Annotated in this window: 31 protein-coding genes and 1 tRNA gene; 13 read left to right on the top strand and 19 right to left on the bottom strand. The window is 66.9% G+C overall.

Annotated features, from left to right (window positions below):
- Positions 1-29: 29 nt before the first annotated feature.
- Positions 30-836, bottom strand: a complete 807-nt coding sequence (locus AC5JBD_RS15810; protein ID WP_495722785.1) for a LytTR family DNA-binding domain-containing protein — start codon at positions 834-836, stop codon at positions 30-32.
- 240 nt (positions 837-1,076) lie between these two features.
- Between AC5JBD_RS15810 and AC5JBD_RS15815 the strand changes: the two genes are divergently transcribed.
- Both AC5JBD_RS15815 and AC5JBD_RS15820 read left to right on the top strand, forming a co-directional pair.
- Positions 1,077-1,697 carry a PEPxxWA-CTERM sorting domain-containing protein gene (locus AC5JBD_RS15815; protein ID WP_495722786.1) on the top strand — a complete coding sequence of 207 codons (621 nt, stop codon included), beginning with the start codon at positions 1,077-1,079 and terminating at the stop codon, positions 1,695-1,697.
- Between the two features lie 84 nt (positions 1,698-1,781).
- Positions 1,782-2,246 carry a hypothetical protein gene (locus AC5JBD_RS15820; RefSeq protein ID WP_495722787.1) on the top strand — a complete coding sequence of 155 codons (465 nt, stop codon included), beginning with the start codon at positions 1,782-1,784 and terminating at the stop codon, positions 2,244-2,246.
- Positions 2,247-2,355: 109 nt separating this feature from the next.
- Here AC5JBD_RS15820 and AC5JBD_RS15825 read toward each other — a convergent pair whose 3' ends face one another.
- The 4 genes from AC5JBD_RS15825 to AC5JBD_RS15840 all read right to left on the bottom strand — a co-directional run bounded on the left by AC5JBD_RS15825 (position 2,356) and on the right by AC5JBD_RS15840 (position 5,482).
- Positions 2,356-3,276 (bottom strand): hypothetical protein, encoded by a 921-nt coding sequence (locus tag AC5JBD_RS15825; protein ID WP_495722788.1) that lies wholly within the window; start codon positions 3,274-3,276, stop codon positions 2,356-2,358.
- Positions 3,277-3,457: 181 nt separating this feature from the next.
- Entirely contained in the window at positions 3,458-4,150 is a 693-nt protein-coding gene (locus AC5JBD_RS15830; protein ID WP_495722789.1) for a hypothetical protein, read from the bottom strand.
- Positions 4,150-4,698 carry a hypothetical protein gene (locus tag AC5JBD_RS15835; protein ID WP_495722790.1) on the bottom strand — a complete coding sequence of 183 codons (549 nt, stop codon included), beginning with the start codon at positions 4,696-4,698 and terminating at the stop codon, positions 4,150-4,152. Before AC5JBD_RS15835 ends, AC5JBD_RS15830 begins: the two co-directional genes overlap by 1 nt.
- Before the next feature lie 115 nt (positions 4,699-4,813).
- Entirely contained in the window at positions 4,814-5,482 is a 669-nt protein-coding gene (locus tag AC5JBD_RS15840; protein WP_495722791.1) for a D-Ala-D-Ala carboxypeptidase family metallohydrolase, read from the bottom strand.
- Between the two features lie 24 nt (positions 5,483-5,506).
- On the opposite strand from AC5JBD_RS15840, the gene AC5JBD_RS15845 reads away from it, so the two are divergent.
- The gene (locus AC5JBD_RS15845) at positions 5,507-6,520 is read left to right on the top strand and encodes a YVTN family beta-propeller repeat protein (protein WP_495722792.1); all 1,014 of its coding nucleotides are present in this window, start codon (positions 5,507-5,509) and stop codon (positions 6,518-6,520) included.
- Here the strand turns inward: AC5JBD_RS15845 and AC5JBD_RS15850 are convergent, their stop codons facing one another.
- Genes AC5JBD_RS15850 through AC5JBD_RS15860 form a run of 3 tightly spaced genes read right to left on the bottom strand, consistent with a single transcriptional unit; the run spans position 6,521 to position 9,314 of the window.
- Positions 6,521-7,153, bottom strand: a complete 633-nt coding sequence (locus AC5JBD_RS15850) for a TadE/TadG family type IV pilus assembly protein (RefSeq protein WP_495722793.1) — start codon at positions 7,151-7,153, stop codon at positions 6,521-6,523.
- The gene (locus AC5JBD_RS15855; protein WP_495722794.1) at positions 7,150-7,752 is read right to left on the bottom strand and encodes a TadE/TadG family type IV pilus assembly protein; all 603 of its coding nucleotides are present in this window, start codon (positions 7,750-7,752) and stop codon (positions 7,150-7,152) included. Before AC5JBD_RS15855 ends, AC5JBD_RS15850 begins: the two co-directional genes overlap by 4 nt.
- Positions 7,749-9,314 (bottom strand): TadE/TadG family type IV pilus assembly protein, encoded by a 1,566-nt coding sequence (locus AC5JBD_RS15860; protein WP_495722795.1) that lies wholly within the window; start codon positions 9,312-9,314, stop codon positions 7,749-7,751. Before AC5JBD_RS15860 ends, AC5JBD_RS15855 begins: the two co-directional genes overlap by 4 nt.
- A gap of 182 nt (positions 9,315-9,496) precedes the next feature.
- On the opposite strand from AC5JBD_RS15860, the gene AC5JBD_RS15865 reads away from it, so the two are divergent.
- The 6 genes from AC5JBD_RS15865 (at position 9,497) to AC5JBD_RS15890 (ending at position 14,004) form a co-directional block, all read left to right on the top strand.
- Positions 9,497-9,823, top strand: a complete 327-nt coding sequence (locus tag AC5JBD_RS15865; RefSeq protein WP_495722796.1) for a polyhydroxyalkanoic acid system family protein — start codon at positions 9,497-9,499, stop codon at positions 9,821-9,823.
- Between the two features lie 54 nt (positions 9,824-9,877).
- Positions 9,878-11,179 (top strand): FAD-dependent oxidoreductase, encoded by a 1,302-nt coding sequence (locus AC5JBD_RS15870; protein ID WP_495722797.1) that lies wholly within the window; start codon positions 9,878-9,880, stop codon positions 11,177-11,179.
- 104 nt (positions 11,180-11,283) lie between these two features.
- Positions 11,284-11,360 (top strand) — tRNA-Pro (locus tag AC5JBD_RS15875).
- A gap of 213 nt (positions 11,361-11,573) precedes the next feature.
- Positions 11,574-12,047: an ATP-dependent zinc protease family protein gene (locus AC5JBD_RS15880; RefSeq protein WP_495722798.1), complete on the top strand. Its 474-nt coding sequence runs from the start codon at positions 11,574-11,576 to the stop codon at positions 12,045-12,047.
- The gene (rimK, locus tag AC5JBD_RS15885; protein ID WP_495722799.1) at positions 12,044-12,949 is read left to right on the top strand and encodes a 30S ribosomal protein S6--L-glutamate ligase; all 906 of its coding nucleotides are present in this window, start codon (positions 12,044-12,046) and stop codon (positions 12,947-12,949) included. Before AC5JBD_RS15880 ends, rimK begins: the two co-directional genes overlap by 4 nt.
- The gene (locus AC5JBD_RS15890) at positions 12,949-14,004 is read left to right on the top strand and encodes a succinylglutamate desuccinylase/aspartoacylase family protein (RefSeq protein WP_495722800.1); all 1,056 of its coding nucleotides are present in this window, start codon (positions 12,949-12,951) and stop codon (positions 14,002-14,004) included. Before rimK ends, AC5JBD_RS15890 begins: the two co-directional genes overlap by 1 nt.
- Before the next feature lie 7 nt (positions 14,005-14,011).
- Here the strand turns inward: AC5JBD_RS15890 and AC5JBD_RS15895 are convergent, their stop codons facing one another.
- On the bottom strand, positions 14,012-14,500 hold the full coding sequence (locus AC5JBD_RS15895) for a DUF3833 family protein (RefSeq protein ID WP_495722801.1): 489 nt from the start codon (positions 14,498-14,500) through the stop codon (positions 14,012-14,014).
- Positions 14,501-14,757: 257 nt separating this feature from the next.
- Between AC5JBD_RS15895 and AC5JBD_RS15900 the strand changes: the two genes are divergently transcribed.
- A complete protein-coding gene (locus AC5JBD_RS15900; RefSeq protein WP_495722802.1) occupies positions 14,758-15,471 on the top strand; it encodes a c-type cytochrome in 714 nt (237 codons plus the stop codon).
- Between the two features lie 75 nt (positions 15,472-15,546).
- On the opposite strand, the gene AC5JBD_RS15905 is transcribed toward AC5JBD_RS15900, so the two are convergent.
- The 5 genes from AC5JBD_RS15905 to AC5JBD_RS15925 all read right to left on the bottom strand — a co-directional run bounded on the left by AC5JBD_RS15905 (position 15,547) and on the right by AC5JBD_RS15925 (position 18,213).
- Entirely contained in the window at positions 15,547-16,431 is an 885-nt protein-coding gene (locus AC5JBD_RS15905; RefSeq protein ID WP_495722803.1) for an LOG family protein, read from the bottom strand.
- 47 nt (positions 16,432-16,478) lie between these two features.
- A complete protein-coding gene (locus AC5JBD_RS15910) occupies positions 16,479-17,117 on the bottom strand; it encodes an extensin family protein (protein ID WP_495722804.1) in 639 nt (212 codons plus the stop codon).
- 42 nt (positions 17,118-17,159) lie between these two features.
- Positions 17,160-17,426 (bottom strand): GlsB/YeaQ/YmgE family stress response membrane protein, encoded by a 267-nt coding sequence (locus AC5JBD_RS15915; RefSeq protein WP_495722805.1) that lies wholly within the window; start codon positions 17,424-17,426, stop codon positions 17,160-17,162.
- A gap of 91 nt (positions 17,427-17,517) precedes the next feature.
- A complete protein-coding gene (sciP, locus tag AC5JBD_RS15920; RefSeq protein ID WP_495722806.1) occupies positions 17,518-17,817 on the bottom strand; it encodes a CtrA inhibitor SciP in 300 nt (99 codons plus the stop codon).
- A gap of 117 nt (positions 17,818-17,934) precedes the next feature.
- Positions 17,935-18,213, bottom strand: coding sequence for a hypothetical protein (locus tag AC5JBD_RS15925; RefSeq protein ID WP_495722807.1), 279 nt, complete (start codon positions 18,211-18,213; stop codon positions 17,935-17,937).
- A 90-nt stretch (positions 18,214-18,303) separates the two neighbouring features.
- On the opposite strand from AC5JBD_RS15925, the gene mnmA reads away from it, so the two are divergent.
- A complete protein-coding gene (gene mnmA / locus AC5JBD_RS15930; protein WP_495722808.1) occupies positions 18,304-19,416 on the top strand; it encodes a tRNA 2-thiouridine(34) synthase MnmA in 1,113 nt (370 codons plus the stop codon).
- On the opposite strand, the gene AC5JBD_RS15935 is transcribed toward mnmA, so the two are convergent.
- Positions 19,403-20,698: an APC family permease gene (locus AC5JBD_RS15935; protein ID WP_495722809.1), complete on the bottom strand. Its 1,296-nt coding sequence runs from the start codon at positions 20,696-20,698 to the stop codon at positions 19,403-19,405. The genes mnmA and AC5JBD_RS15935 overlap by 14 nt on opposite strands.
- 64 nt (positions 20,699-20,762) lie before the next feature.
- Between AC5JBD_RS15935 and AC5JBD_RS15940 the strand changes: the two genes are divergently transcribed.
- Complete coding sequence (locus tag AC5JBD_RS15940) at positions 20,763-21,221, top strand: NUDIX hydrolase (RefSeq protein ID WP_495722810.1); 459 nt, start codon at positions 20,763-20,765, stop codon at positions 21,219-21,221.
- Here the strand turns inward: AC5JBD_RS15940 and AC5JBD_RS15945 are convergent.
- From AC5JBD_RS15945 to pdxH, 4 genes are all read right to left on the bottom strand, one after another.
- Positions 21,218-21,907, bottom strand: a complete 690-nt coding sequence (locus AC5JBD_RS15945; RefSeq protein ID WP_495722811.1) for a response regulator transcription factor — start codon at positions 21,905-21,907, stop codon at positions 21,218-21,220. The two genes, AC5JBD_RS15940 and AC5JBD_RS15945, sit on opposite strands and share 4 nt — an antisense overlap.
- Before the next feature lie 318 nt (positions 21,908-22,225).
- Entirely contained in the window at positions 22,226-23,008 is a 783-nt protein-coding gene (locus tag AC5JBD_RS15950; protein WP_495722812.1) for a PhzF family phenazine biosynthesis protein, read from the bottom strand.
- On the bottom strand, positions 23,005-23,949 hold the full coding sequence (locus AC5JBD_RS15955) for a cation diffusion facilitator family transporter (protein WP_495722813.1): 945 nt from the start codon (positions 23,947-23,949) through the stop codon (positions 23,005-23,007). Before AC5JBD_RS15955 ends, AC5JBD_RS15950 begins: the two co-directional genes overlap by 4 nt.
- Positions 23,946-24,524, bottom strand: coding sequence for a pyridoxamine 5'-phosphate oxidase (gene pdxH, locus AC5JBD_RS15960; RefSeq protein ID WP_495723002.1), 579 nt, complete (start codon positions 24,522-24,524; stop codon positions 23,946-23,948). The genes AC5JBD_RS15955 and pdxH overlap by 4 nt, the downstream gene beginning before the upstream one ends.
- A gap of 136 nt (positions 24,525-24,660) precedes the next feature.
- On the opposite strand from pdxH, the gene AC5JBD_RS15965 reads away from it, so the two are divergent.
- Positions 24,661-25,614 carry a DnaJ C-terminal domain-containing protein gene (locus AC5JBD_RS15965; RefSeq protein WP_495722814.1) on the top strand — a complete coding sequence of 318 codons (954 nt, stop codon included), beginning with the start codon at positions 24,661-24,663 and terminating at the stop codon, positions 25,612-25,614.
- Positions 25,615-25,710: the final 96 nt, after the last annotated feature.

The following is a 25,710-nucleotide window of genomic DNA, read 5'->3' on the forward strand; positions in this document are numbered from 1 at the left end:
ACAAGCCGCGACCTAGCCGCACGCAGTGGCTATGCGCCGCCGACGGAGGGCCCTCTCCCAGCGGCTGAAGCCTGACCAGGTGGCGCGACATTGGGGGCATGGGCAAACCTTGCCCTGGCTGCTGCGGAGAAGGTCCTGCCGACCGGCACCAGGCTGTCGTCCTTCAGGCAGAGGAAAAGCTTCTGCCCCTCCGTCCGCATGCCTGCGACCGCGGCCTCAGCGACCCACCAGCGGCGATGGACCTGCACGCCCAGCTGGGGATCGAGCAAGGCGACCGCATCGGCCATCCGCATCAGGATCAGGTGGCTCCCTCCGACCGCATGAACACGAAGATAGTGATCCTCGGTCTCGAGAGCGATGATGTCGCCGCCGATTCCGGGCGGCAGTTTGCTGAGCAGCGCGGCCGGAAAGGCAGCAGAGGCGGCCTCGTTCGCTGGTACCGGAGGAGCCGGCGCACGGCCGGCTACCTGCACGTGGTTACCCGTGGGCGAGGTGGTCGTCGTCGCGTAGACCACCAGCAGTTGAACGGCCGCAACCCCCCAGTACAGGGCCGTCAGTTGCTGGGGCGTGTAGAAGCGGCCCGGCTGAACCAGCGACACGGTCCATGCCACGACGAACGTCATCGGCAGCGCGGAAACCAGAGCGACGGCTCCGATCCGGATCACACCGGCGCGAAGCCTGGTGAGGGGCAGCACGGCCTCCACCGCGACTGCGGCGATCACACCAACGACCGTCAGTCCTAGCCAGAATGCGTAGCGGGTCGCGGTCGGGAAGCCCGGGTAGGAACCGAAGGGACCCAGGAAGCCGAGGAGCAGGCCCACCGGTATCGCGGCCATGAATGGCCTCCATGCCCCTCGGGAAGGCCGTTGGCGCTGCGTGAACTGCATCCTTCTCACACTGGCGAAAAAGCGGAAGCTATTGGCGAAATCCCGGATTGTCCATGCGGCGAAGGCAGGTGGATGTGGATCGCCGCTCGGCGGGGATTTGCAGACGACTGAACACAGGCGTTCGAGCGGATTCCAGTTCAGCGAAGACATATTCCGATAGCCCAAGCGGGAAGCAGAGGAGCAGAATAGATGCGCAGTTACATTGCGTTCACGATCGGGGCCGCATTCCTGGCCCTCGCATGCGCAAGCCCAGCAAGCGCTGCAATGGTCGTCGTGGACTTCGAGGATCTTGATGGAACGGGAGTCCTGGTTCCGGATGGTTATGAAGGGATCGAATGGGGTGGCAAGTTTCTGACTTACGATACTGCTATGCCTCCGTTCACACCCACCTCAGGGTCGACGGCCGCATACTTCAACTATGTCAGTGGGGATATGGTCGAAGGGTTCGTCTACACGCAACCGCTCAAGTTTGCCTCGTCAGTCCTCTTCAAGGGCGCATACTTCTCGGGCGATACGGGTCGCGTCACTGCAGAATTCTACCGGGCTGGCAAACTGGTCGGTCAGAATTCCGTATTCACGGGCGCCGTCCCGCAGTTTCTTCGGGGGAGTGACGAGGTCGTTGACGAAGTTCGCATCACCGGAGGCGCCGGCAACTTCGTCCTAGATGACGTGACCTTCGACACTAGTGTGGTGGCAGCCGTTCCAGAGCCATCGACTTGGGCGTTGATGCTTGGCGGCTTTGGGATGCTCGGCGGAGCATTGCGCTCGGCCCGCAAGAAACAAAGGGTGGCCGTCACCTACGCCAGGTGATCGAGGGTGCCCGCTCGAGCCGCTGGCTGGGACGCTGGCGGCGTTCCCCTGTCCCCAAAGCTTGTCACACATGGAGAAATGAAGATGAAATGCTTGATGACGCTTGCCCTGGCAGCGGCCTTCGCGGCTCCTGCAGCACTTGCCGCACAGCCCGCAAAGTCGGTTGCCCTAAACTGCGACGCGGGAGCCGCTGCGGCGGGCGGCGAGGCTCCGAACCTTCACGGCCACTGGGATTTCCTGATGGTTCCCCGGGGAACGCCCAGTTTCGGCCTGATGTCGATCGGCTTCGTCGGCGCCGACTATGGCGGATCGCTGGCGCCGGCGAGGACCGCGCCCGTCGTCCTGCGCAAGGTCACCTTGACCGGCAACAACATCCACATGGCTGTCGCATCGACCGAAGGCGACGTCCTGTTCGACGGCAGGCTCTCGGCCAAGGGGGACTTCATGTGCGGAACCGTAACCTACCACGGAGGCGAGACCTTCCCGATGGTGGCGCAGAAGCGGCCTTCGACCTATCAGTCGCAGCCCCAGTCCCAGCGGGCGCGCTAAAGGGCTGCAGGGTCGGACGGCGCCGGGAGTTTCTGGCGCCGCCGTTTCCGGTGCACATCGCGATCGGGGATAGATGAGAGGCAGCACCAGCCACGCTTACCGTCTCGCCCTACCGGTTTGGGACCGCGCCGGCGGCTTCCACCCGCTCCGCCCAGGCCTCCGCCTCCGCGCGGGCCTTTTCCTCCCACAGGCGTTGCGCTTCGGCGGCGATCTCCTGGTCGCGGGCGCGGGCTTCGGTCCAGCGGCTCCGGTCGCCGTCGAGAGACGGCATGTAGGCGGTCCGCTCACCGGTCGCGATGCCGTCCCGGGTCTGGCCGAGCGGCGCCGGCGCGGGGCGGTCGGGCTCGCCCTTCTCGCGCCAGATGTCGCGTCGGCAGCTGTCGAGAAACAGGCTCATCGGCGTGGCGGACGCATTGACAGTCGCCATGTCCGGCGGCGTCAGGCTGCCGAAGACCTGGATGAGATCATGGGCGGCCATGCCCTGGCTGCCGAGGTCGAGCATCACCTCGATATAGGTGAGCTGGCGGACGAGGAAGTCCGCCTCGACGATGCGGCCGTCGAGGCGCGCCTCCCGCTCGGCGACGAGCTTCAGCGCGTATTTGCGAAGGATGCTGCCGAACACCTCCTCCTTGAAGGCCTGCTCGGCCTCAGGATCATCGAAGACTGGCCCGGGCGCGGCGGTCGTCATCGCCAGCCGCTCCCCGCGGGACGGACGGCCGGTGCGGACCGGCTTCGGATTGCGGCGGTGATAGAGAGCGAGCGCCGCGTCCCAGGCGGCAGCGAATTCCTCGGCGCCGGCGGAGGTGCGGACCTTGTAGGCGCCGCTTTCGGTGCGGCGGACCCGCTGCGCCGCCCGCCATGGGCTGCCGGTTTCGACCAGGGCGGCGACGAAGCCGCGCTGGATTTCGGGCGGCCAGCCGTCGTGGCGGACGCATTTGCGCTGGACGGGGGTGAAATCGAGGAGGGCCTCGATTTCGGGATCGGCCTCAGCGGGCGGGGCGGATTGTTCTGCTTGGATGGAATCGCTCATATGCGAACCAAACAGGAACATTTCCTACATTGCAAGATGGCAGTTTCGGTGCAGCGGCGCGGGGCGGCCCGCGCCGTCGGTCCTGTCGCTTTGCGCAGGCCGGCCGGCGTTCGCCTGATCCTCGCCTAAGCCTCGGATTGCTGCGCAACCCTCGCTTAGTCTCGCGGCTTACGCTCGGGCCTCAGCGGACGTTCGCGACCTTATACTCATAGGCTTCGGCCTGGGTGAGGCAGCGGCGGGTGGAGCCGTCGCCGGCGCTTTCGACCGCCGACTGCTTGTACATGATGTCGGTGAGGAGCTTCCGCGACACGCCCATGCGGATCAGGAAGTCGTTGTCCTCGCTGGCGAGCATCGCCGAGCCCTGCTCGATTTCGGCGATCAGGCCAACCGTGTTCTCGGTGCCGCGGGCGACCTCGGACTTGATGAGTTCGCGGTCCTGCGTGTGCGTGAACATGTGGACGATGAAGTGGCCGCCCGGATCGATGATGCGGGCGCGGCCGCCCATGAACAGGAAGTTGCAGGCGGAAAAGCAGCCCCAGCCGGCCGGGATGCGGGTGACGACCGGCGTCTTGCGGATGAGCAGGCCGGCCTGGTTGCCGACCTTGGCATTACCGCCGGGAGAGCGGATCCAGATTTCGTCGACCGGCTGCTCGAGCGCCTTCTGGAGGCGGGGGATGAGATCGTCGTCGATCGCGCCTTCGGCGATCAGGATCTTCAGATCGCCCTGCTGCTCGACCCGGAACTGCATTGGCGTCAGCGCACCCCAGCCCGGCTCCTTCGGGCAGGTCGGGTTCTTCGGATCCATCGCCGGCTGCATCGCCGCCACCAGCATCGCGGAGGCGGCGAAGGCAGCGAGGGCGCGGCGCAGGCGCATCAGGCCGACAGCACGTAGCCGCTGCCGCCGGGGGCACGGCACATCTGCTTGGAAACGGTGGTCTCCTCGCCCTCGACGATGATGACGTCGTCGACGGTCATGCAGGAGGCGCCGTCGGCGCGGGTATTGGAGGCGGTGACGACGGAGGCGCCGGTGACGCCCTGGCGGGTGGCGCTCGTCCAGGTGGTCTTGGTGCCGACGCCGCCGGCGATCGCCTGCTCGGTCGCGGCGACGGCCTGCTTCTGCTCGTCCTTGTCGAGCTGGCAGGCGATCGCGTCGGTGAGGGCATTGGTGAAGACGTTCAGCGGCACGAAGCTGGTGATCGCGCCGGCGCGGCCGCCGATTGCGCGGTTAGCGAGGCCGCCGAGCAGATTGCCGGCCATGCGCGAGCCGCGTTTCCTCTTGTCGGAAACTTTGCAGCCGCCCTCTTCCTGGCTCTCGCTCTTCTGCTTCGAGCCGGAGCTGATGCCGAATGGAAACTGCGCCGCCGCGGGCGCCGCCGCGATCAGGCTAAGTCCCGACAGGGAAAGCACAAACTTACGCATCATCGCCGGAAAACCCCCATCCGTTGCGAGAGGCTCAACTCTACGCCTCGGGAGGTTGAGGGTCAATCAAGCCTACAGTCGCACTGGTCGCGCCGTCGGCCGCTTTGGTCGAAAAAGATCAAGCGTTGCAGGGGGATGTGGCGGAGCGGCCGTTCGGCCCCCATTTTCGAAAACCCTTCGAATCGACATGGAAGCGAAGGCCGCTGTAGAAGCCGAGGCCGATGTCGTAGCCGCTCCCGCGCCATTCGTGGATGCGGCAGAGGCTGCGGATCATGCCGTCGCGGCTGATCTCGCGGAGCGGGACGAGATCGAGAGCGAAGAAGCGGCGATGCGCGCTTTCCTTCGCGCCGCCGGAACATTGGTTGAGCTCGGCATTGCGGTAGCCGGACATCGCCTCGACATCGCCCACCACCGGCTCGACATGCGCCTTGATGAAGCGCAACGTCCTTGAAATGTGCTGCCACTCGGTGAACGGCGCGACCTCGAAGCGGGGGCCGTTGCACTCGCGCCACATGCTGGCGGTGCGGACGAGCTGCCAGGTGGGCAGCACCTCGTCGATCTTCTCCATCTCGAGGAACTGTTTGAAGGCGAGGAGCTGCGCGCGGGCGGCGGGCTCGCGGGCGAGCCAGGCGTGATAGTCGGCCTTGTCCTGCCCCTCCGCCTGCTCCTGCGCGGCGGCGGGGCCGGCGCCGACCAGCGCCAGGAGGATAAAGCCGACGAAGCACCGCATCCGTTCGACATAGGGACGCACGCCGCGGTTTGCAGGATCGGAGCGGGGCGCTAGCATGGAAGGACAACGAGGGAGCGGCGCATGAGGTTCAAGCTGAGAACGGCGGGCGTGATCTGCGCGGCGTTGGCGGCGGCCTGCGCGCCGGCGCAGCAGCAGAGCGGCGGCGGGCTGATGGCCAAGGCCGGCGACGCGGGGACCTTGCTGGTCGGCAACAAGGGCGAGGACACGGTGAGCTTCATCGACCTCGCCAGCGGCGGCGAGCTGGCGCGGGTCAAGACCGGGCGGATGCCGCACGAGATCGCCGTCTCGCCCGACGGCGAACGGGCCGCAGTGGTCGCTTATGGCGGCGCGAGCATCGATATCTTCGAGGTCGACACGTTCAGGCTGCTGCGGCGGATCGACCTCTCGCCCAACCAGGGGCCGCACGGCCTGGTCTGGCTGCCGGACGGGCGGCTGGTCGCGACCACCGAGCGCAGCCAGACGCTAACCATCGTCGACACCAGGCGCAAGGATGCGGTGAGCGCGGTCCGGACCGACCAGCAGGGCACCCACATGGTCGCGGTTTCACCGGACCTGTCGCGCGCCTACACCGCCAACATCCCGGCGGGGACGGTGACGGTGATCGACCTCAAGGCGGGCCGCAAGCTGCGCGACATCGCCGTCGGCGGTCGGCCCGAGGGGATCGCGGTGACGCCCGACGGCCGCACCCTCTGGGTCGGCGACCTGGAGGGGGCGCGGGTGCAGGCGTACGACACCAAGAGCTTCGAACGGGTGGCGGAAGTGAAGACCGGGCCGGTGCCGATCCGGGTGCTGGCCAGCGCCGACGGCAGGTGGATCGTCACATCAAATCTCGGCAGCGGCAGCCTCAGCATCATCGATGCGAAGACGCGCAAGCTGGCGCGCGAGGTGCCGGTCAGCGGCAGCGAGGAAGCAGGTCAGGTGACCATCCTCCTCTCGCACGACGGCAAGCGCATCTATGCGGCGGAGACGGGGCGGGACGAGGTGGCCGAGGTCGACCTCGGCAGCGGACGCGTGCTCAGGCGGATCAAGGCCGGCAAGAACGGCGACGGCCTGGCGATCGCGCCGCCGGATTGATCAGCAGTTGCTGACGGCCCCGCTGCGCGCGTTGGTGATGTCGTGTTCGGTCCGGCCGCGGACGATGAAGGCGCTCTCGTAGCGCAATATCCGCGGCTCGATCACGCCGCCAATCACGGGCGCATATTGGTAGCTCACCTCAACGAACATCACGGCGGTATTGGGCACCGACTGGATCTCCCGGCCGGCGGGCCCCATGCCCTGCAGGCTGCCGTCCTCCTTGCCATCATCCTGCTCGCCATAAGCGGGATCGACATCGAGGTCGCCGAAGCAGCGCTGCCAGTTGATCATCTGGCCCTCATCCTCGTCCTCCAGATCGTTATGCTGGAGCGACGACAGGACGACCCGGCCATTCTCGGCGAAGTCGATCGGTTCACCGACCAGCTCGGCGCCGGCGAAGACCTCGTCGATATCAGCCTCGTCGATCCTGGTGGTGACGCGGCCGGCATTGTCGGCGACAGTCAAGGCGATCTGGCTGACGCGCATATGGGTCAGCGCCAGATTTGCCAGCTCGATGCCGCCAAGCGCGAGCGCCGTCACCAGCGGGATCGTCAGCGCGAACTCGATGATGCCGACGCCGCTGCAGTCGGCTGCGAGGGCTGCGAGCGGCCGCTTGCGTGCAAGGAGCTTCATTCCTGACACTCCGTCGGGGGGACCGGCTGGTTGGCGTAGGGCTGGTTGCGCACGGCCGAGCGCACCTGGATATCGTAATTGGGCGCCATGCCGATCAGCTCGGCCATCGGCAGGATGCGCGGCATGGACAAGGACGCCGTGTAGATGGCGATGTCGTCGGCGCTGCCGATGCCGCCGCGGCTGGGCGCCTCGTCATATGAGCCATTCTCCTGGAGATCGAGCCAGCAGTCGCCATCGTCGATCTCACCATTATCGTTCTCATCGTGGAGGATCTTCTCGGGCGCGCCAACGCTCGAAAACTCGTCGAAGCTCTCGACATCGACGTCCCACTCGGCCTCGGATGCAAGTCCCGAGAGGCGGTCACGGATCGCGGCGCTGATCCGCTCCTCGATCGTGCCGGTGCCGGTGAAGTTCGGGTTCTGCACGACCGCCATTCGCGAGACGTCGTTGACCGCTCCCTGCATCGTCGATCGCAGATACATTGCGAAGCCCATGTCGAGCACGCCCAGGAGAACGATGGACAACGGAATGATGAGAAGCCCGAATTCCATCAGGACTGCGCCCTTGGCATCGTGGAGGAGGGTGCGGAGCCGGTTCATCGCGTCAGCCTCAGCTTGCCGATTTCCTTGCCGATCGTATCGAAGGCGTCTTCCAGACTGTCGCTGTCGTCGGCTTCGAAATAATGGTCGGAGCCTGAGGCGCACGAGCTGATGTCGGAGGATGGCGCATCCAGCGCGATCACCCAAACCGTCATCCCCATCTGGCGGGCGCGGTTGCAGGCGTTGAGGAAGCGGGCCTGGTGCTTGGCTTTGAGATTGGCTTCGGTGACGCCGCTGGACGACCAGAGGTTGGTATAGCTCGGCATGCCATAGGCGGAATAGTTGAAGCCGTAGGAGGTCATCGAGCCGTCGGTCAGGAAGACCAGGTGCTGGTCGACCCGCATGTCGTTGATCTCGGTTGGGTTGTCGTCCGAGAACATGCCCGTGCGCGACAGGTAGCGCATCCCCCACGTGATCCCGAGATCGTGATTGGTCGTGCCCCCAACCAGCGCGATGCTGTCCTCGAGCTGCTCCTGGAATTCGGCCTCGGTGTCATAGACTTCGAGCTTTCGTGCCGGCGCGGGGCAGAACCAGCGCAGATTGTTCGGCCAGACGCTGGTGTTGTTATAGGGCGACGGCGGGAATTCCTCGCGCCGGTTCGTGACCGGGTCATAGGGGTGCCATTTCAGCTTGTCGTTGGTGGTGCTGACGGTGTCGATGTCGGCCTGAGCAACCTCCGGGCCGATCACGACGGCGGCGGCCGCGTTGCGGGAGATAGTCGCCCGTTCTTCAATGCACCCCCCCCAACTGTTGGCGAACCAGGTGGCGTTGTGCGTCACATTCTGCCGGACGTTGTTGCTCCCGCTCCTGACCCAGTAAGGCGAAGTGGTCCGCAACCAGCTCGTGTTGAAACCATCGGTGTCGTCGGCGTTGCGGACGTTGACGGTCATCGAATAGGGCATGAAGCCGTAGCGTGTCTGCACGCCCTCGTCGGCCGTGGCCAGCGCACGGTAGAGCGCCGCCGCCGCCGTCCGCAGCGCATCGAGACGTGAATTGTTCTGCTCGGTCGCCTGGTAGACGCAACCGTCGCCGGTGCCGGCGGCGCAGTACATCGAGCCGGTGACGTCGAGCACCAGCATGATGTCGTTGTGGACGAAATCCTGGTCGGCATTGCACGACACGGCAACGTCCATATTTTCCTTGCCGAAGATGCGCATGATGCTGGTCGGAACCTGCGTAGAGGCGGTGACCTCGACCACGTCGGTATCGGTCGCGTTGACGCCGATCTCGAGGTCGACCTCGGGCGTTCCCATCGTGCCCTCGGGGAAGTTGAAGTCGAAGAACTTTTCTCCTTCCGCCTCGGCAGCCGCGCTGAAGGCGCTGCCGCCCATGAAGCGGCGAGTGGCGAGGGCAGCGGAGTCGCATGCCGTCTGAAGCTTGGCCTTCGTCATGTAGGCGCGGCTGATGTCGAGGCCGGATCCTACCATGCCGGCCATCGGCACGATCGCGGCGGCCATCATCGGCAGGACGTTGCCCGACTGGCACTTCCTCAGCCGAGTCAGGAAGGAGCCGGCGTGGGGCCGGTCGCGTCTGTAATCGCTCGCCTTCATAAACAGCTGCACCCAAAAAGGACCTGAGCGCAACGGCTTAGCCGCAACAGAGTGAATCGCTTGTCAAGGGCTAGGGTAAACCGTCCCTTGACCACGTTCAGCGGCTCCTACGGGCCCGCCTTGCGACGGGGCGGCATTCAAGCATGGTCGAAAAAGCCTTGTGCAGGGTCGCCCGGCCGCTAAGTCTTCCTGCCATGGACAAGCCCGTCGTCATCGACCTGCCCCACAAGCTTGGCGTCGAGGAAGCCAGGAACCGCATGCAGCGCGGCGTCGGCAAGCTCAGCAACCACATTCCCGGCGGCGCGCAGGTCGATTCCCGATGGGAAGGCGACCGGATGCACCTGCGGGTCCGGGCAATGGGCCAGGCGATCAACGGCACGATCGACGTAATGGAAAGCAAAGTGCGGCTGGAGCTGATGCTGCCCGCTTTCCTTGCCATGTTCGCGGGCAAGATCGAGGGCCTGCTGCGCGGCAAGGCGGCCGAGGTGCTCGAGGACAAGACCGGCAACAAGCCGCGTTAGCCTTGCTTGGCGGCGCCCGGGCGCTAGCATCCCCACTCGAACAGGGAGACGGGCATGCGGCATGTGGCGGTGATCGGATCCGGGCCGGCCGGCTATTACAGCGCCGAAGGCCTGCAGAAGGCGATGGGCGAAGGTGTCGCTATCGACATCATCGACCGCCTGCCGACGCCATTCGGCCTGGTCCGCTCCGGCGTCGCCCCCGACCACCAGTCGCTGAAGGCGGTCGCCAAGCGTTTCGAGAAGGTGGCGCTCGGCGACAATGTCCGCTTCGTCGGCAACGTCACCGTCGGCAGCGACGTCTCGATCGCCGAGCTCCTCGGCCTCTACGATGCCGTGATCCTCGCGACCGGCGCGCCGGGCGATCGGTCGCTCGGGATCACCGGCGACGACCTCCCCGGCGTGATCGGCTCCGCCGCCTTCGTCGGCTGGTATAACGGCCATCCCGATTTCGTCGGCATCGACCCGCCGCTGAACGTCTCGGCCGCGGCGGTGATCGGCAACGGCAATGTCGCACTCGACGTCGCGCGGATCCTGTCCAAGACCTCTGCCGAGTTCGCCGGCTCCGACATCGTCGCCCACGCCTATGACGCGCTCGAGCGATCCGAAATCCGCGACATATACGTTCTTGGCCGGCGTGGGCCGCACCAGATCCAGATGACGCCCAAGGAGCTGGGCGAGCTCGGCCATCTGGAGGCGGCCGCGCCGCGTGTCGACCCGGCCGACCTGCCGGCGGTGGAAGCCGATGCAGCGCTGGACCCGGGGCAGCGCAAGTCGGTAACCCACCTGCGCGACTTCGCCGCGGCCCCCGCGGAAAAGCCCAAGACGGTCCATTTCGACTTCTTCGCCAGGCCGGTCGCGATCGAGGGCAACGGCAAGGTGGAGCGCATCATCGTCGAGCGCACGCGGCTGGAGGACGGCGAGCGGGCGGTCGGCACGGGCGAGACCTATGCGATCGACTGCGGTCTGGTCGTCGCCTGCATCGGCTACCGCACCTCGCCGATCCAGGACGTGCCCTACGACACCGACCTCGGCCGCTTCGTCAACGAGGAGGGCGTGATCGGCGACGGCCTCTATTGCGTCGGGTGGGCCCGGCGCGGTCCGACCGGTACGATCGGCACCAACCGGCCCGACGGCTTCGAAGTGGCCGACAAAATCGCCGCTGCTCTGGTCGGCGAGACGGGCGGCAAGCCGGGCGGCGCCGGCCTCGACGCACTGCTCAAGCAGCGCGGGGCCGACGTCGTCACCTTCGCCGACTGGCAGCGCATCGAGGCGGCCGAAGCTGCCCGCGCCCGCGACGGCAGCCCTCGCGAGAAGTTCGTCGTCATCGCCGAAATGCTGGGCGCACGCGGAGCCTGATCGACGGGCCAAGTTGCCGGAACGCGCGCTTGCGCTCCCGCGGGCGCGTGCCTATAGGCCGCCACCTGTCTCCCGGTGGGCGCTTCGGCGCCGGACGCACCGGTCGGGGAGTAGCTCAGCCTGGTAGAGCACTGTCTTCGGGAGGCAGGGGCCGGAGGTTCGAATCCTCTCTCCCCGACCATTTTCTTCCTCCTGAGCCGAATACAGTATTAACCGCAGGCGGCCGCGCAGGCTCGCCGCAAGCAGGCTTGGCCTAATTCTCGCCTTGCCGGCTGGACTGGTCCCTATCCGGCGGCGGCGGCAGCCAAACCCCACTTGGCGCCGCCGCCCATCTCCCTTCCCAAGACGCCGCCCCGGCTGGTAAGACCGCGCCCGCGCCATGCGGGGGACGTTCGTGCAGGAAGCCGAAAGGCCGGTGATCGGATGGCGCGAATGGGTGGGGCTGCCGGCCCTGCTCGATTTGCCGATCAAGGCGAAGATCGACAGCGGCGCCCGCACCTCGTCCATCCACAGCTTCGGCACTCGCCGCTTCTCCGATGCGGGCACGCCGATGGTCGAGTTCCTCCTCCATCCGCTTCAGCGCCGCAGCCTGCCCGAGATCGCCTGCGTGGCGCCGGTCAAGGACGAGCGCTGGGTGCGTAGCTCCAACGGCGAGCGCGAGCTTCGCCTCGTCGTCGAGACGGAGGCACGGCTGGGCGCCGTCAGCTGGCCGATCGAGTTGACGCTGGCCGACCGCGACGTGATGGGCTTCCGCATGCTGCTTGGCCGCGAAGCGGTCCGGCGGCGCTTCCTGATCGATCCGGCGCGCAGCTTCCGCCAGTCGCGCCGCACGCCCAAAGCCATCCGAGCCTTCGACGCCGCCCCATGAAGATCGCGCTCCTCTGCCGCAGCCCGCAGCTCTACTCGCACCAGCGGATCATGGCCGCCGCGCGCGAGCGCGGGCACGAGATCGACGCGATCAACCACCTCAGGTGCACGATCGACATCGCCTCGCACCGGCCCAACATCCATTATCATGGCCGGCAGCTCAGCGGCTACGACGCGGTCATTCCCCGCATCGGCGCCTCGGTCACCTTCTTCGGCACCGCGGTCGTGCGACAGTTCGAGATGATGCGCGTCTATACCGTCAATGAATCGGTCGCGATCGCCCGCTCGCGCGACAAGCTCCGCAGCCTCCAGCTGCTTTCGCGCAAGGGCATCGGCCTGCCTGTCACGGTGTTTGCTCACAAGACGTCGAATCCACAGGACGTCATCAAGCTCGCCGGCGGCGCCCCGGTGGTGGTGAAATTGCTCGAGGGCACGCAGGGCATCGGCGTAGTGCTCGGCGAGACCCAAAAGGCCGCGGAGAGCATCATCCAAGCCTTCGGCGGCGTGAACACCAACATCCTTGTCCAGGAATATATCGAGGAGGCGAAGGGCGAGGACATTCGCTGCATCGTCATCGGCGGCAAGGTCGTCGCCTCGATGAAGCGGCGTGGCAGGGAGGGCGATTTCCGCTCCAACCTTCATCGCGGCGGATCGGCCAAATCGGTCAAGATCACCCCGCAGGAGCGGGCGACGGCGATCGGCGCGGCGCGGGCGATGGGCCTCAATGTGTGCGGCGTCGACATGCTGCGCTCGAACCACGGCCCGGTGGTGATGGAGGTGAATTCCTCCCCCGGCCTGGAGGGCGTCGAGCAGGCGACCCATGTCGACGTTGCGGGCAAGATCATCGAGTTCATCGAGAAGAATGCAAAGCCCGGCAAGACCAAGACCAGGGGGAGCGGCTGATGGCGACGGGCGGTCGGGCGCGGAGGCGGAAGCCGTTCGAGATTGGCGGGATCGAGGTCGCGCCGGGTGAGCGGCAGCTCGTCCACCTCCCCTTGAGCGCGCTGTCAAACCAGACGCCGATGGCGCTGCCGGTCAGCGTCATCCATGCGCGGCGGGACGGGCCGGTGCTGTTCGTGAGCGCCGCCATTCACGGCGACGAGCTCACCGGCGTGGCGATATGTCGTCGCCTGCTTGCCTCCAGGGCCCTGGCGATCACCCGCGGGACCCTGATGATCGTGCCGATCGTCAACGCCTTCGGCTTCATCAGCCACAGCCGCTATTTGCCTGACCGCCGCGACCTCAACCGCAGCTTCCCGGGCAGCGTGAAGGGTTCGCTCGCTGCCCAGCTCGCCAACCTGTTCCTGACCGAGGTGGTGGCGCGCAGCAGCCACGGAATCGACCTGCACAGCGCCGCGATCCACCGGTCAAACCTGCCCCAGATCCGCGTCGACAGCCATGACGAGCCCGCATACCGCCTCGCCGAGGCGTTCGGCGCGCCGATCATCGTCCATTCGGGCCTGCGCGACGGCTCGCTCCGCGCGGCGGCGCTCAAGAAGGGGGTGCCGGTGATCGTCTACGAGGCCGGCGAGGGCCTGCGCGTCGACGAACTGTCGGTCCGCGTCGGCATCGAGGGCGTGCTCCAGGTGCTCGCGCATCTCGGCATGACCCGGCGCCGCCGCAGCCCGCCTCGCCCGCCGGTCCTCGCCACCAGCAGCCGCTGGGTCCGCGCCGACGAAAGCGGCCTCTTCCGCCCCTTCCGGGACATCGGCGACCATGTCGCGAGCGGCGAGCGGATCGGCGTCGTCGCCGACCCCTATGGTGAGCGCGAGACTGAGATTCGTGCGAGCTCAGGCGGCATCATCATCGGCCGCGCCAACATCCCGGCAGTCAACCAAGGCGACGCGCTCTTCCACATCGCCAAGGTCGATAATGCCTCTCAGCTCGGCGAGCATTACGGCGCGCTGGAACGCCAATTGGGTGCCGAGCCGATGCTTGACGAGGACGAGATCATCTAGGCGGGCGCTACTTCGCAATCCTGCGGATCAGCGCCTCGCCGGTGGCGACGGCGATGCCGAGCTTGCGGACGGTGAGCGTGCTGCGGGCCGTCATCCCGTCGGCGAGCGGCGTCAGCCATTGCTCGACGGCGAGGCCGCCCTTCATGCGGAACCGGAAGCGGAAGCGCTCGCCGACCTTCTCGACGTTCACCGGGCCGAGCGCCTCGGACATAGTACCGGCGAAGCGGCCTGGCCCGACTGGCCGTATCCGCCAGCGCCGCTCCTTGCGCGGCTCGCCGCCTTCATCGACCTGCTGGACGAGCAGCAGCGTACCGTCGGGCTCGATCCGCCCGACACCCTCCGAGCGGGCCTTGTAAGGCTTCCTCAGCACCACCTTGGTGGTCCCCTCGCTGACCGTGCGCCCTTCGAAGAAGGCGAGCGGGCTGGCGGAGGAGGGCGACGCGGCGGCGGGGGTGCCGAGCACAAGCGCCGCGACGGCAAGGAGGAGGGAGCGCATCCGACCGCGGGTAGAGGGAAGTCACGGGAAATGAAAACGAAATTGCCTGACACGGCAAACAGATAGCCAGGCTTGTCCCGATCCGGCGCATTCTGAACGCCGCGCCGTCGCCGCGCCCCATCGGATCGCTGTTGCGGCAACCGGCGAACCACGCCCGGAGCCGCTTGCCCCGGCCGCGGCCCGCGCTTAAAGGAGGCGCGATTTTCTTTCGCGCGCCCAGTGCCAGCGGCCGCGCGTCATCTTAAGAGGTCGCGAGAATGGACGATCGGTTCAACACGATTGCGGGCTGGGCGCTTGGCGCGGGCATCGTCGCGCTCGGTGCGTCGATCGTCACCGGCGAGGTGTTCAAGAGCGAGCGGCCCGAGAAGATGGGCTATCCGATCGAGGGCGTGGTCGAGGAAGGCGCCGGCAGCGCCGAGGCCGAGCAGCCGATCGCCGTCTTCCTCGCCTCGGCCGATCCGGCCAAGGGCGAGCAGGTGTTCAAGAAGTGCACCGCCTGCCACAATGCGACCCAGGGGGGCGCCAACGGGTTGGGCCCGAACCTGTGGGCGACGATGGGCAAGCCGGTCGCCCACGTTCCCGGCTTCGCTTATTCGGACGCACTGAAGTCCCATGGCGGCACCTGGACCTGGGAAGCGATGAGCGAGTGGCTGAAGTCGCCCAAGAGCTTCGCGCCCGGCACCAAGATGACCTTTGCCGGCCTTTCCAAGCCTGAGGATCGCGCCAATCTGATGGCTTGGCTCAACAGCCAGGGCAGCAACATTCCGCTCCCGCCGCCGCCCAGCGCGGCGGACAACCCGGCGCAAGTCGCGGCCGAAGCCTCCGACCAGCCGGCCGCCGGGGACAAGGCCGAGGATGAGCCGATCCTCACTGAGGCCGATGCCGCCAAGCAGCCTGTCGGCAACGTCAGGGGCGAAGGCGCGCCGTCGGTCGCAGGCCGCGAAGAGCAGGCCAAGTCCAAGGCGGAGTGAGGTCCGGCGGTGGTCGGCAGCAAGGCCGCACCACCGAAGTCGGTATAGCCGAGCTGCTGCCGAAGCTGACCTGCGTTACTTCACCAGTTCCAGGTTCTGGTCGGCTTCGGCATAATAGTCGCAGACATGCTGCCAGGCCTCGTCGGCAGTCTCGACGAACTTGAAAAGATCGAGGTCGCGGGCGGAGATGACGCCCTCTTCGACCAAGGCCTCGAAATTGACCACTCGGCTCCAGAAGTCGCGTCCGAACACCACGATCGGCAGCGGCTTGATCTTGCCGGTCTGGATCAGGGTCAGGAGCTCGAACCATTCGTCGAACGTGCCGAAGCCGCCGGGGAAGACCGCTACCGCGCGGGCGCGGATCAGGAAGTGCATCTTCCTGAGCGAGAAATAGTGGAACTGGAAGCTCAGCGACGGCGTCACATAGGAGTTCGGCAGCTGCTCGTGCGGCAGGACGATGTTGAGGCCGATCGACTCCTTGCCCTCGTCACACGCGCCGCGATTGGCCGCCTCCATGACCGACGGCCCGCCGCCCGAGCAGACGACGAACTGCTTCTTGCCGTCGGCGTCCGGCCCGACGCGGCTGACGATGCGGGCGAGCTGCCTCGCCTCGTCATAATAATGAGACTTGGCCTTGAGGCGCTCGGCGATGCCGCGTTGCTCGTCGGTCGAAGCGGTATCGACCAGGGCGTCCACCTTACTGGGCTCGGGAATGCGCGCCGAGCCGTAGAAGACGAAGGTGGACGCGATGTTTGCTTCGTCGAGCAGCAGGGTCGGCTTCAGCAGCTCGAGCTGGAAGCGGACCGGCCGCAAGTCGTCGCGCAGCAGGAAATCATGATCCTGGAAGGCGAGCCGGTAGGCCGGGTCCTCGGTCTGGGCGCTGGAGGTCGCCTGCTCGGCGATCTGGGCTTCTTCGCGGGCGGGCGAAAATATGCGCTTGGGCGGTTTCGGATCGTTCATTGCGCCGCCTTTCGCATCAACCCCGCGAGGTGGAAAGGGCTTTCAGCTCAGCGGCAATAGGGCCCGGGGCCCATGTCGAAATGGAAATGATCGCGGTGGTAGCCGTTCGCCTCAGGACCGAGCGTGACGCCGAAGCGGCGGCAGCCAGCCTGTTGGACGGCGCGGAGGAACTTGCGGGCCTTCTCGTCCTCGCCGTTCCAATGCTCCGCCACCGTGATCCGCCGCCCGTCCTCCAGCACGAAGGCGCCGATATCAACGGCATTGGCGCGGCCATGCTCGCTGAGCCTGGCGCCTGCCTGGCCGTTGACGGGCCGACACGAATAGGTGCCCATGCTCTCGATCCGCTTGATCCGCATGTCGAGCCATTGCTGTGCCGCCGGCTGCACGGCCTCCCGGGCCCAGCGTGCGAACTGCCTTGCTGTCGGGCAGGTCATCGCACCCAGATTCGCGACAGGCGTCCCGATCTCGGTAAGCTGCACCGCGCCTAGTGCGCTGCACCCGCCGGCGAAGCTGCGGTCGGGCAGGACGCGAAAGCCGATTTCCTCCCGGCGCAGATCGGCGTGACAAAGCTCCGTTATCTTGTCAGGCCGCGCCGTAGTCTGCGCCTCGCCATGCCGAGCCGGTGGCTCGCTCCTCGGTATACAGGCGGCGACCAGCAGGCTCGCCGCAACAACGCCCCAACGCATGATCGGAGGCTGCTCAAGACGAATCCGCAGGTCAAGCCCGGATCAGGTCGCGCGCTTCCTACGGAACAGATTGAGGAGGAGGAGGCACGCGATCGTGCCGATCGCCGCGACCAGCAGGGTGCGGATGTCCAGCATCGCTTCAAGCAGGTTGCCGCCGCCGAGAACCGGTCCAAGGAAGAAGCCGCCCAGCAAGGCACCGAACATACCGACGATCACGTCGTGAAGGCGCTGGCGCGCGGAGCCGCCCATGATCAGCCCGGCGATCCAGCCGATAAGGCCGCCGATGATCACCGATAGAATGAAGCCCATGCGCACTCCCGCGGTCTGCTGCGACAGGAGACGCTTAGGGAGGTGCAAGGTTGCTTGAAAGAGGCGGCGGACGCGTGCCCGCCGCCGAGGATCAGAACTTCTGCTGGCGCTCGTAGAGCGACTTGTAATGCTGGATGCGCGTCACGCGGAGGCCGGGCATGCCCGAGCGGTCGACCGCTCGCTGCCAGCCGGCAAACTCCTCGAGGGTCAGGCCGTAGCGCTCGCACGCCTCGTCGACCGAGAGCAGGCCGCCATTCACGGCCGCCACGACCTCCGCCTTGCGCCGGACGACCCAGCGGGTGGTGGAGGGATGCGGCAGCGTGTCGAGGGTCAGCGGCTCGCCGAGCGGGCCGATCACCTGGGCCGGACGTATCTTCTGGTTCTCGATCATTCCTACCTCGGTTTCCCCCTGATCGCCCCGGGGGCGGATGTTCTCGTTGCCTTGGCCTTACATTCGGGCTCTTGAAGGAAGGCTAAAATGCGAAGGTAAATGCCCCGGTCATCTAAGTTACGGCCGCCGGGCCAGGAGCTTTACCTGGCCGCGGTTGAAGCAGCCGCGCTGAGCCCCGACGGCGTCGCGCCAGGCGCCGCCGCCGAGCAGCAGCTCGACCAGAGGATCGTGGCTCGGCGACAGATCCGTCGTCTCCCGGGCAAGGCGAACGCTGCGCGCGGCCGGGCTCGCCGACTGCAGCGCCTCCAGCGTCGCGACCAGAACCCGATAATCGAGCGGAGCGGCACTGCTGCGGGCGAAGACCCGTTCGGCGCGCCGGAAGAAACTCAGATCCATCGCCAAGCCATTAAGGTGCAAGGCTGAAGACGAGGTAAAGGAGGCGGCAAGGCTGTCCGCAGGCGGCTTCGCGCACTATATGGCGGCGCAATGACCGAGGATCCGTTCCAGCTTGGCCGCCTGGCAAAGGGCGCGCGGATCGTCGTCGCCATGTCCGGCGGCGTCGACAGCTCGGTCGTGGCCGCGCTCGCCGCGCGGAGCGGCGCCGAGGTGATCGGCGTCACGCTCCAGCTTTACGACTACGGCGCCGCGGTGCAGCGCACAGGCAGCTGCTGCGCCGGGCAGGATATCTTTGATGCGCGCACGGTCGCCGACCGGCTCGGCATCGCGCACTATGTCTTCGACTATGAGAGTCGCTTTCGCGAAGGCGTGATCGACCGCTTCGCCGACGAATATATGCGCGGACGGACGCCGATCCCCTGCATCTCCTGCAACCAGGGCGTGAAGTTCACCGACCTGCTGGGGCTGGCGCGGGAGCTCGGCGCCGATTGCCTCGCCACGGGCCATTATGTGCGGCGCGTGCCCGGCCTGCGCGGTGCTGAGCTGCACAAGGCGGCCGATCCGGCGCGCGACCAGAGTTATTTCCTGTTCGCGACGACGCAGGAGCAGCTCGACTTCCTTCGCTTCCCGCTCGGCGACTTGCCGAAGCCGGCGGTGCGGGAGATCGCGCGGGAGCTCAGCCTCGCGGTCGCCGACAAGCCGGACAGCCAGGACATCTGCTTCGTCCCCAATGGCGACTACGCCTCCGTCGTGAAGAAGGTGCGGCCCGAGGCGGCGGCCGAGGGCGAGATCGTGGACATGGAAGGCCGGGTGCTCGGCCGCCACCGCGGACTGATCCATTTCACCGTCGGCCAGCGACGCGGGCTGGAGATTGGGGGGCAGAAGGAGCCGCTCTACGTCGTGCGGCTCGACCCGGACGCGCGGCGCGTGGTGGTCGGGCCGAGGAGCGCCCTTGCCGTCAGGGCAGCACAGCTTGGCGGTCTGAACTGGCTCGGCGGCGAAGATGCCGACGTGGGCATGACGGTCAAGGTCCGCTCCCTCGCCAAGCCGGCGCCGGTGCGGTTCGACGGCCGCAGCATCCATTTCGAGGCACCGGAATATGGCGTCGCGCCCGGCCAGGCCGCCGTGCTCTACCGGGGCGACCGCGTACTCGGCGGCGGCTGGATCGAGGAAACCGTGCCGGCCGAGCTTATCGCCGCCTGACCGCGCTCCGCCGCGCCGCGACGTAAAGCAGCAGGCCCACGGCCAGCAGGCCGAGCAGCATGCGCCAGGCCGGCCATTCTGTCTGGAGCGCCGCCCACAGGCAGATGGCGAGCCCAACCAGAGCGGCGAGAATGGCGAGCGCGGTTCGGCCGGACGCCGCCCTTTCCGCCTTCGGCAGCGCCGCAATGCAGGCGGAATAGACCACCAGCCGTGCAACCGTGCTGACCACCGCCAGCCAGACGAAGCTGCCGCTGAGCGCCAGCGCCGCCCCGGCGACGCCCATGAAGACAATCGAATTGGCGGGCGTGCGGAAACGCTCGCTCACTCGGCCGAACCAGTCGGGAAGCAGCCCGTCGCGCGCGAGCGCGTAGGTGACGCGCGGCGTCGACGTCATCGAGCTGCTGGTATTTCCCGCGATCGAGAAGAGCGCCGCCAGCGTCAGGATCACCGCGCCAATCGGCCCCGCCAAGGCTTCGCCGAGAGCGAGCAAGGGCGCGTCCTCCCGTGCCGGGGGCGCGACGGTCACGAAGGCGAGCTGCACGAGGAAGTAGAGCACGGCGATGGACACGATCGTGGCGATGAGCGCGCGAGGGATGGTGCGGCGGGGCTCGCTGGTTTCACCGGCCGGGATGAGCGAGTTTTCGAAGCCGACGAAGGCATAGAGGACCAGCAGGGCGGCCGCCTCGATGCCGGTGATCGGCGGCAGCGGCCCGGGCGCGGGGATGCGGTCAGCAAAGAGGATGAGCCCGGCGATCGCGAAGCCGAGGATCGGCAGCAGCTTCAGAAGGGTGATCGCGTCCAAAACCCGGATCGCCCGCCGCACGCCGACGACGTTGACGAAGGTGAGGAAGGCGCAGAGCCCGGCGATGAGCGCAACCCGGCCCGCCCCCGTGTCGAGCGGCGCCCAGAGCGAACCGGCATAGGTCGCGAACACATTGCTGTTGGCGGCGAGCGCCGTCACCCGCGCGACATAATAGACCCAGCCGACCTGGAACGACAGCAACGGCCCGAAGGCGGCGGTATAGGCGACCGGGCCGCCCGAGTTCGGGAAGAGCGAGGCGAGCCGGGCGAAGGGAAGCGCCAAGGCGAGGACCAGCAGCCCGAACAACGGGAACAGCCACGGGCTGAATGCGCCGAACTGGAGCGCGAGCGTCGCCGGCAACGCGAAGATGCCCGCGCCGACGGCGCCATTGAAGGAGAGGAAGGCCGAGCCGACGAACCCGATCTCGCGCTGAAGGGCGGGTTCTTCAGCTCTGCTTTCTTCGCCGTTCGACGCGTGCATACGGCAAGGACTAGGCTAAGTAGGTCCAGCAGGCGAGACCCATCGCTTGCGGGGGGCAGAACCATTGGGAAAGCTGAGCGCCGGCATCATCCTCTATCGCCGCCTGAACGGTGAGTTGGAGGTCCTGCTCATCCACCCGGGCGGCCCCTTCTGGCGCGGCAGGGGTCGAGGCGCGTGGATGATCCCCAAGGGGGGCGTCGAAGAGGGCGAGGACATCACCGCCTGCGCCCTCCGTGAATTCGAGGAGGAGCTGGGCACTCGCCCGCCGGGAGATCCGCGGCCGCTCTGCCGCATTCGCCAGGCCGGCGGCAAATGGGTGGAGGCGTTCGCGCTGGAAGGCGATCTCGACGCGGATCGGATCGTCAGCAACGAATTCACGATCGAATGGCCGCCCCGCAGCGGCGAGATGCAGTCATTCCCGGAGGTCGACCGCGCGGCCTGGTTCAGCCTGGCGGAAGCGCGGGCGCAGATCCTGGCCAGCCAGGCACCGATCCTTGACGCGCTGGAGGCGTCGCTCGCCTAGGCGTCGGCGCTTTTCCAGAGGCGATAGCCGGCGCCGCGCTCGCTGCGGATCTTGTAGGGGCTGTTCTGGAGCTCGAGCTTGCGGCGGAGCTGCCCGACCAGCACGCGGACGTGACTCTGGCCCCGCGTCTTGTCCTTGCTCCAGATGGCGTCGATGATCTCTTCATAGGTGACGACATCGTCCCCGCGGCTTTCGAGCAGGCTGAACAGCCTGCCTTCAAGGCGCGCGAAGCGGACCTCTGCGTCGGGCACTTGCGGGCCGGGTGTTGCGCCGTCGTCATCCTGGATATCGTTGGCCGCCGCCGCCATCGACGGCCCGCGGCGCCGGAGGACGGCGCGGATGCGGGCGAGCAGCTCGCCCGGCAGGAACGGCTTGGCGATGAAGTCGTCGGCGCCGAGATCGAGCGAATCGATCTTGTCCTGCTCCGTGCCGCGGCCTGAAACGACCATGATCGGCACATCGCTGTTCGTGCGCAGCGTCTTGATGAGATGAGAGCCGTCGAGATCCGGCAGGCCGAGATCGAGCAGCACCGCGTCATAGGAACGATCGCTGAGGCGCTGCAGGGCGTCTAGCGCAGTGGTGGCGACATCGCTGCCGAAGCCGCCATATTCGAGCGTAGCCTCCAGCACGTGCAGGGTGGCGGGATCGTCTTCGACCAGCAGGAGATGGGGAGCTGGGGTGGCCAATTCACTGTTACTCTTCAATGGCCGGAGCCGGGTCGGAACGGCGACCGATGCTGAGCCTGACACTCCATAGTCGCCATTCTATCACGTTTCGGACGGGCGGAAGTTAACATTCTCATCCCGTTACGCAGTCGCTCATGCGATTGTGCAGCAAAGACAATGTCTCTTCCAATATGAATATTCAGCCTCACGGACGCGAGACCTGGGTTCACCATGTTCGGGAGGTTCCGGTCTCCGCCGGATTGCGCCTGAGCAATAGTGCGCCAGAGCGTCAAAACAAGCGGGAAAAGCCGCGGGTTCCGTAGCGACCGGCGCCCGGTCTCAAAGCTTCAGCTCGCCCTCGATGACGGTGACGCAGCGGCCGCCGAGAATGGCGCGGTCGCCCGCATGCCGGCACTCGACATGACCGCCGCGGCGGCTTGCCTGGAATGCGGTGAAGCGGTCGCGGCCAAGGCGCTCCGCCCAGAAGGGCGTGAGCGCGCCGTGGGCGGAGCCGGTGACCGGGTCCTCGTCGACGCCCCAGGCGGGCACGAAGACGCGACTGACGACGTCTGTGTCGCTGCCCTGCGCGGTGACGATCGCCATCAGATCGATGTCACGCAGGGCGCTCATGTCGGGCGTGCAGGCGCGGACCGCGGCTTCGTCTTCGACCAGGATGATCGCCGTCGCCTCGGCGCCTTCATAAGAGAGGAATATCCGGCCGGTCGGCGTGCCGAGCACTTCGAGCAGGCGCGGGTCCTCGGCCTCCCGGACCTTCGTGAGCGGCAGATCGAGGGTCAGCGCCTCGCCCTCCCGGCGGACCACCAGCACGCCGGCCTTGCGCGTGCGGAAGCGGACCTCGTTCCCCTCGATCAGCACATGGCCGCTGGCGAGCGTGGCGTGGCCGCAAAGCGCGACCTCGGTGGTCGGCGTGAACCACCTGAGCTCGTAATCCGCATCGCCCGAGGCGGGGACGGTGAAGGCGGTCTCGCTGAGATTATTCTCCTCGGCGATCGCCTGCATCATCTCGTCCGGCAGCCACTCCTCGAGCGGGATCACGGCAGCGGGATTGCCGGTGAAGGGACGGTCGGCGAAAGCGTCGACCTGAACGAACCTCAGATTCATGGGCGTTTTCCAAACCAGGGGGTGACGTCCGTCTCGACCAGCTTGTTGCCCGGCTGGTCGATATGGCCCTCGGGATCGAGGTGGATCAGCACCTCGACGTCGGGGAACTGCTCGGCGATTTTGCCCTCCACCTCGTCCATGACCGTATGTGCATCCCTGATGCTCATCTCGGGCGCGACGTACATGTGAAACTGGGCAAAGTCGCGCGAGCCGCTGCGTCGCGTGCGGAAATCATGGATGCCGCGCAGTTCGGGATGCTGGGCGGCGAGCGCAAGGAAGCGCTGACGTTTCTCCTCCGGCCATTCCTTGTCCATCAGTTGGTCGATGGCGTGGCTCGACGCCTGGAACGCACCCCAGGCGAGCCAGAGCGCGATCGCAATGCCGAACACCGGATCGGCGCCCGTCACTCCGACATAGCTTTCCAGCACCAGCGCCGCGATCACCGCCAGGTTGAGCAGCAGATCGCTTTGATAGTGGATGTTGTCGGCCCGGATCGCGACCGATCCCGTGCGAGCGATCACGCGGCGCTGGTAGAGGAGGAGCGCAAAGGTGACGGCGATCGCGGCCAGCGACACGCCGATGCCGAATTCGGCGGCGACGGGGGGTCGATCGAGCCGCAGATGCTCGACCGCGCGCCAGCCTATGATCGCGGCCGAGGCGGTGATCAGGGCGACTTGGAACAAGGCCGCTAGCGCTTCCGCCTTGCCGTGGCCGAAGCGGTGGTCATGGTCGGCGGGGGTGGCGGCAAGGCGGACGCCGTAGAGCGTGACGAGCGAGGCGAGGAAGTCGAGGCCGGTGTCCGAAAGCGAGCCGAGCATCGCGACCGAGCCGGTGCTCAATGCCGCCAAAGCCTTCAGGACGAGCAGGAACAGGGCCGCGCAGACGCTGGCGATCGCCGCGCTTGCGGCGAGGCGGCTGCGCTCGTTGCGAAACGCCATCATGGGTAGAGCAGCCCTTCGCTCCAGCCGCCGTCCGCATGCTCGAACAAGCGACGCTCATGAAGGCGATGAGCGCGGTCGCTCCAGAATTCGATGCGTTCCGGCACCAAGCGAAATCCCGACCATCGCGGCGGCCGCGGCACCTCGCCGCCTTCGAAGCGGTCGCGCATCTCGCCGTAGCGGCTCTCGAACAGGTCGCGGGAGGCGAGAGGCTTCGACTGGTCCGAGGCCCATGCACCGAGCTGGCTGTCCCGGCTGCGGGTTGCGAAATAAGCGTCCGCCTCCGCCAGCGTCACCGGTTCGACGGCGCCTTCGATCCGCACCTGCCGCCGCAGCGACTTCCAGTGGAACAGCAAGGCCGCACGCGGATTGGCCGCCAGCTCGCCGCCCTTGCGGCTGTCGAGGTTGGTGTAGAAGACGAAGCCGCCCTCGTCATGACCCTTGAGCAGCACCATCCGAACCGACGGCCGCCCGTCCGCCGTGCTGGTGGCAAGCGCGACCGCGTTGGCGTCGTTCGGCTCCGAAAGCCGCGCCTCCGCGAACCATTCCTCGAACAGGCTGTGCGGGTCCGTGACCATGGCCGATCTCTTGCCGTCCGGGACGGTTTCGCACAAGGTCACCGCTTGCGGAGGGCGCGGTCTCAACCCATCTGCAACAGAGTTGCGTCTATGCAACAATGGACTTTTCGGCATCTTCCGGAGAACGACGTTTCCGATGGCGGATCTTTATTCAGAGCTGGGTGTCGCTCGAGGCGCGGACGAAGCCGCGATCAAGAAGGCCTATAGGAAGCTCGCCAAGGAGCTGCACCCGGACCGGAACAAGGACAATCCGAAGGCGACGGAGCGCTTTTCCAAGGTGACGCGCGCGTACGACATCCTCACCGACAAGGATAAGCGCGCCCAATATGATCGCGGCGAGATCGACGAGGACGGCAATCCGCGCATGCCATTCGGCTTCGGCGGCGGCGGCGGCGGACATCCCGGCGGCTTCAGGCCGAACCGCGGTCCCGGCGGCTTTGAAGGCGCGGGGGCGGAGCAGGTGGATCTCTCCGATTTGTTCGACAGCATCCTAGGCGGCCGTCGCAATGGTGGTGGCGGCGGCGGCTTCGGAGCGTTCGGCGGCGCGCGCAGGCCGCCGCCAGCGAAGGGCGCGGATGCGGGCTACCGGCTCGCCGTGAAGTTCGAGGATGCGGCGACGCTGAAGGACCAGCGCGTCTCCTTAGGGAGCGGCAAGACCGTCGACATCAAGCTCCCCAAGGGGGTCGAGGAAGGCACAAAGATCCGGCTTGCGGGCCAAGGCCAGCCCGGCGCGGGCGGCAATGGCGATGCGATCGTCACCATCCACATCGCGCCCCACCGCTTCTTCACCCGCGACGGCGACGATGTCCGCCTGGACCTGCCCGTGTCGATCGACGAGGCGGTGCTCGGCGCCAAGGTCAAGGTCCCGACGGTGGACGGTCCGGTGATGGTCGGGGTTCCGAAGGGCTCGAGCTCGGGCAAGGTGCTTCGCCTGAAGGGCAAGGGCTTCACCGGCAAGAACGGCAGCCGCGGCGACCAGCTCGTCACCCTGATGATCGACATTCCCGCCGACGATCCCGAGGTGCTGGACTTCGCCCAGAAGTGGAAGGGCCGCGGCAAAGGAAACCCGCGGGCTGCTCTGGGCGTCTAGCCGTTCGTGCAGACAATCTCTCCCGAATCTCCGGAAGCCAGGCGAAAGCGGCTCGCCATTGCCAAAGCCCGGGTCGGACGCGAAGTCGCGAAGGTC

It is taken from the genome of Allosphingosinicella sp., assembly GCF_059502505.1.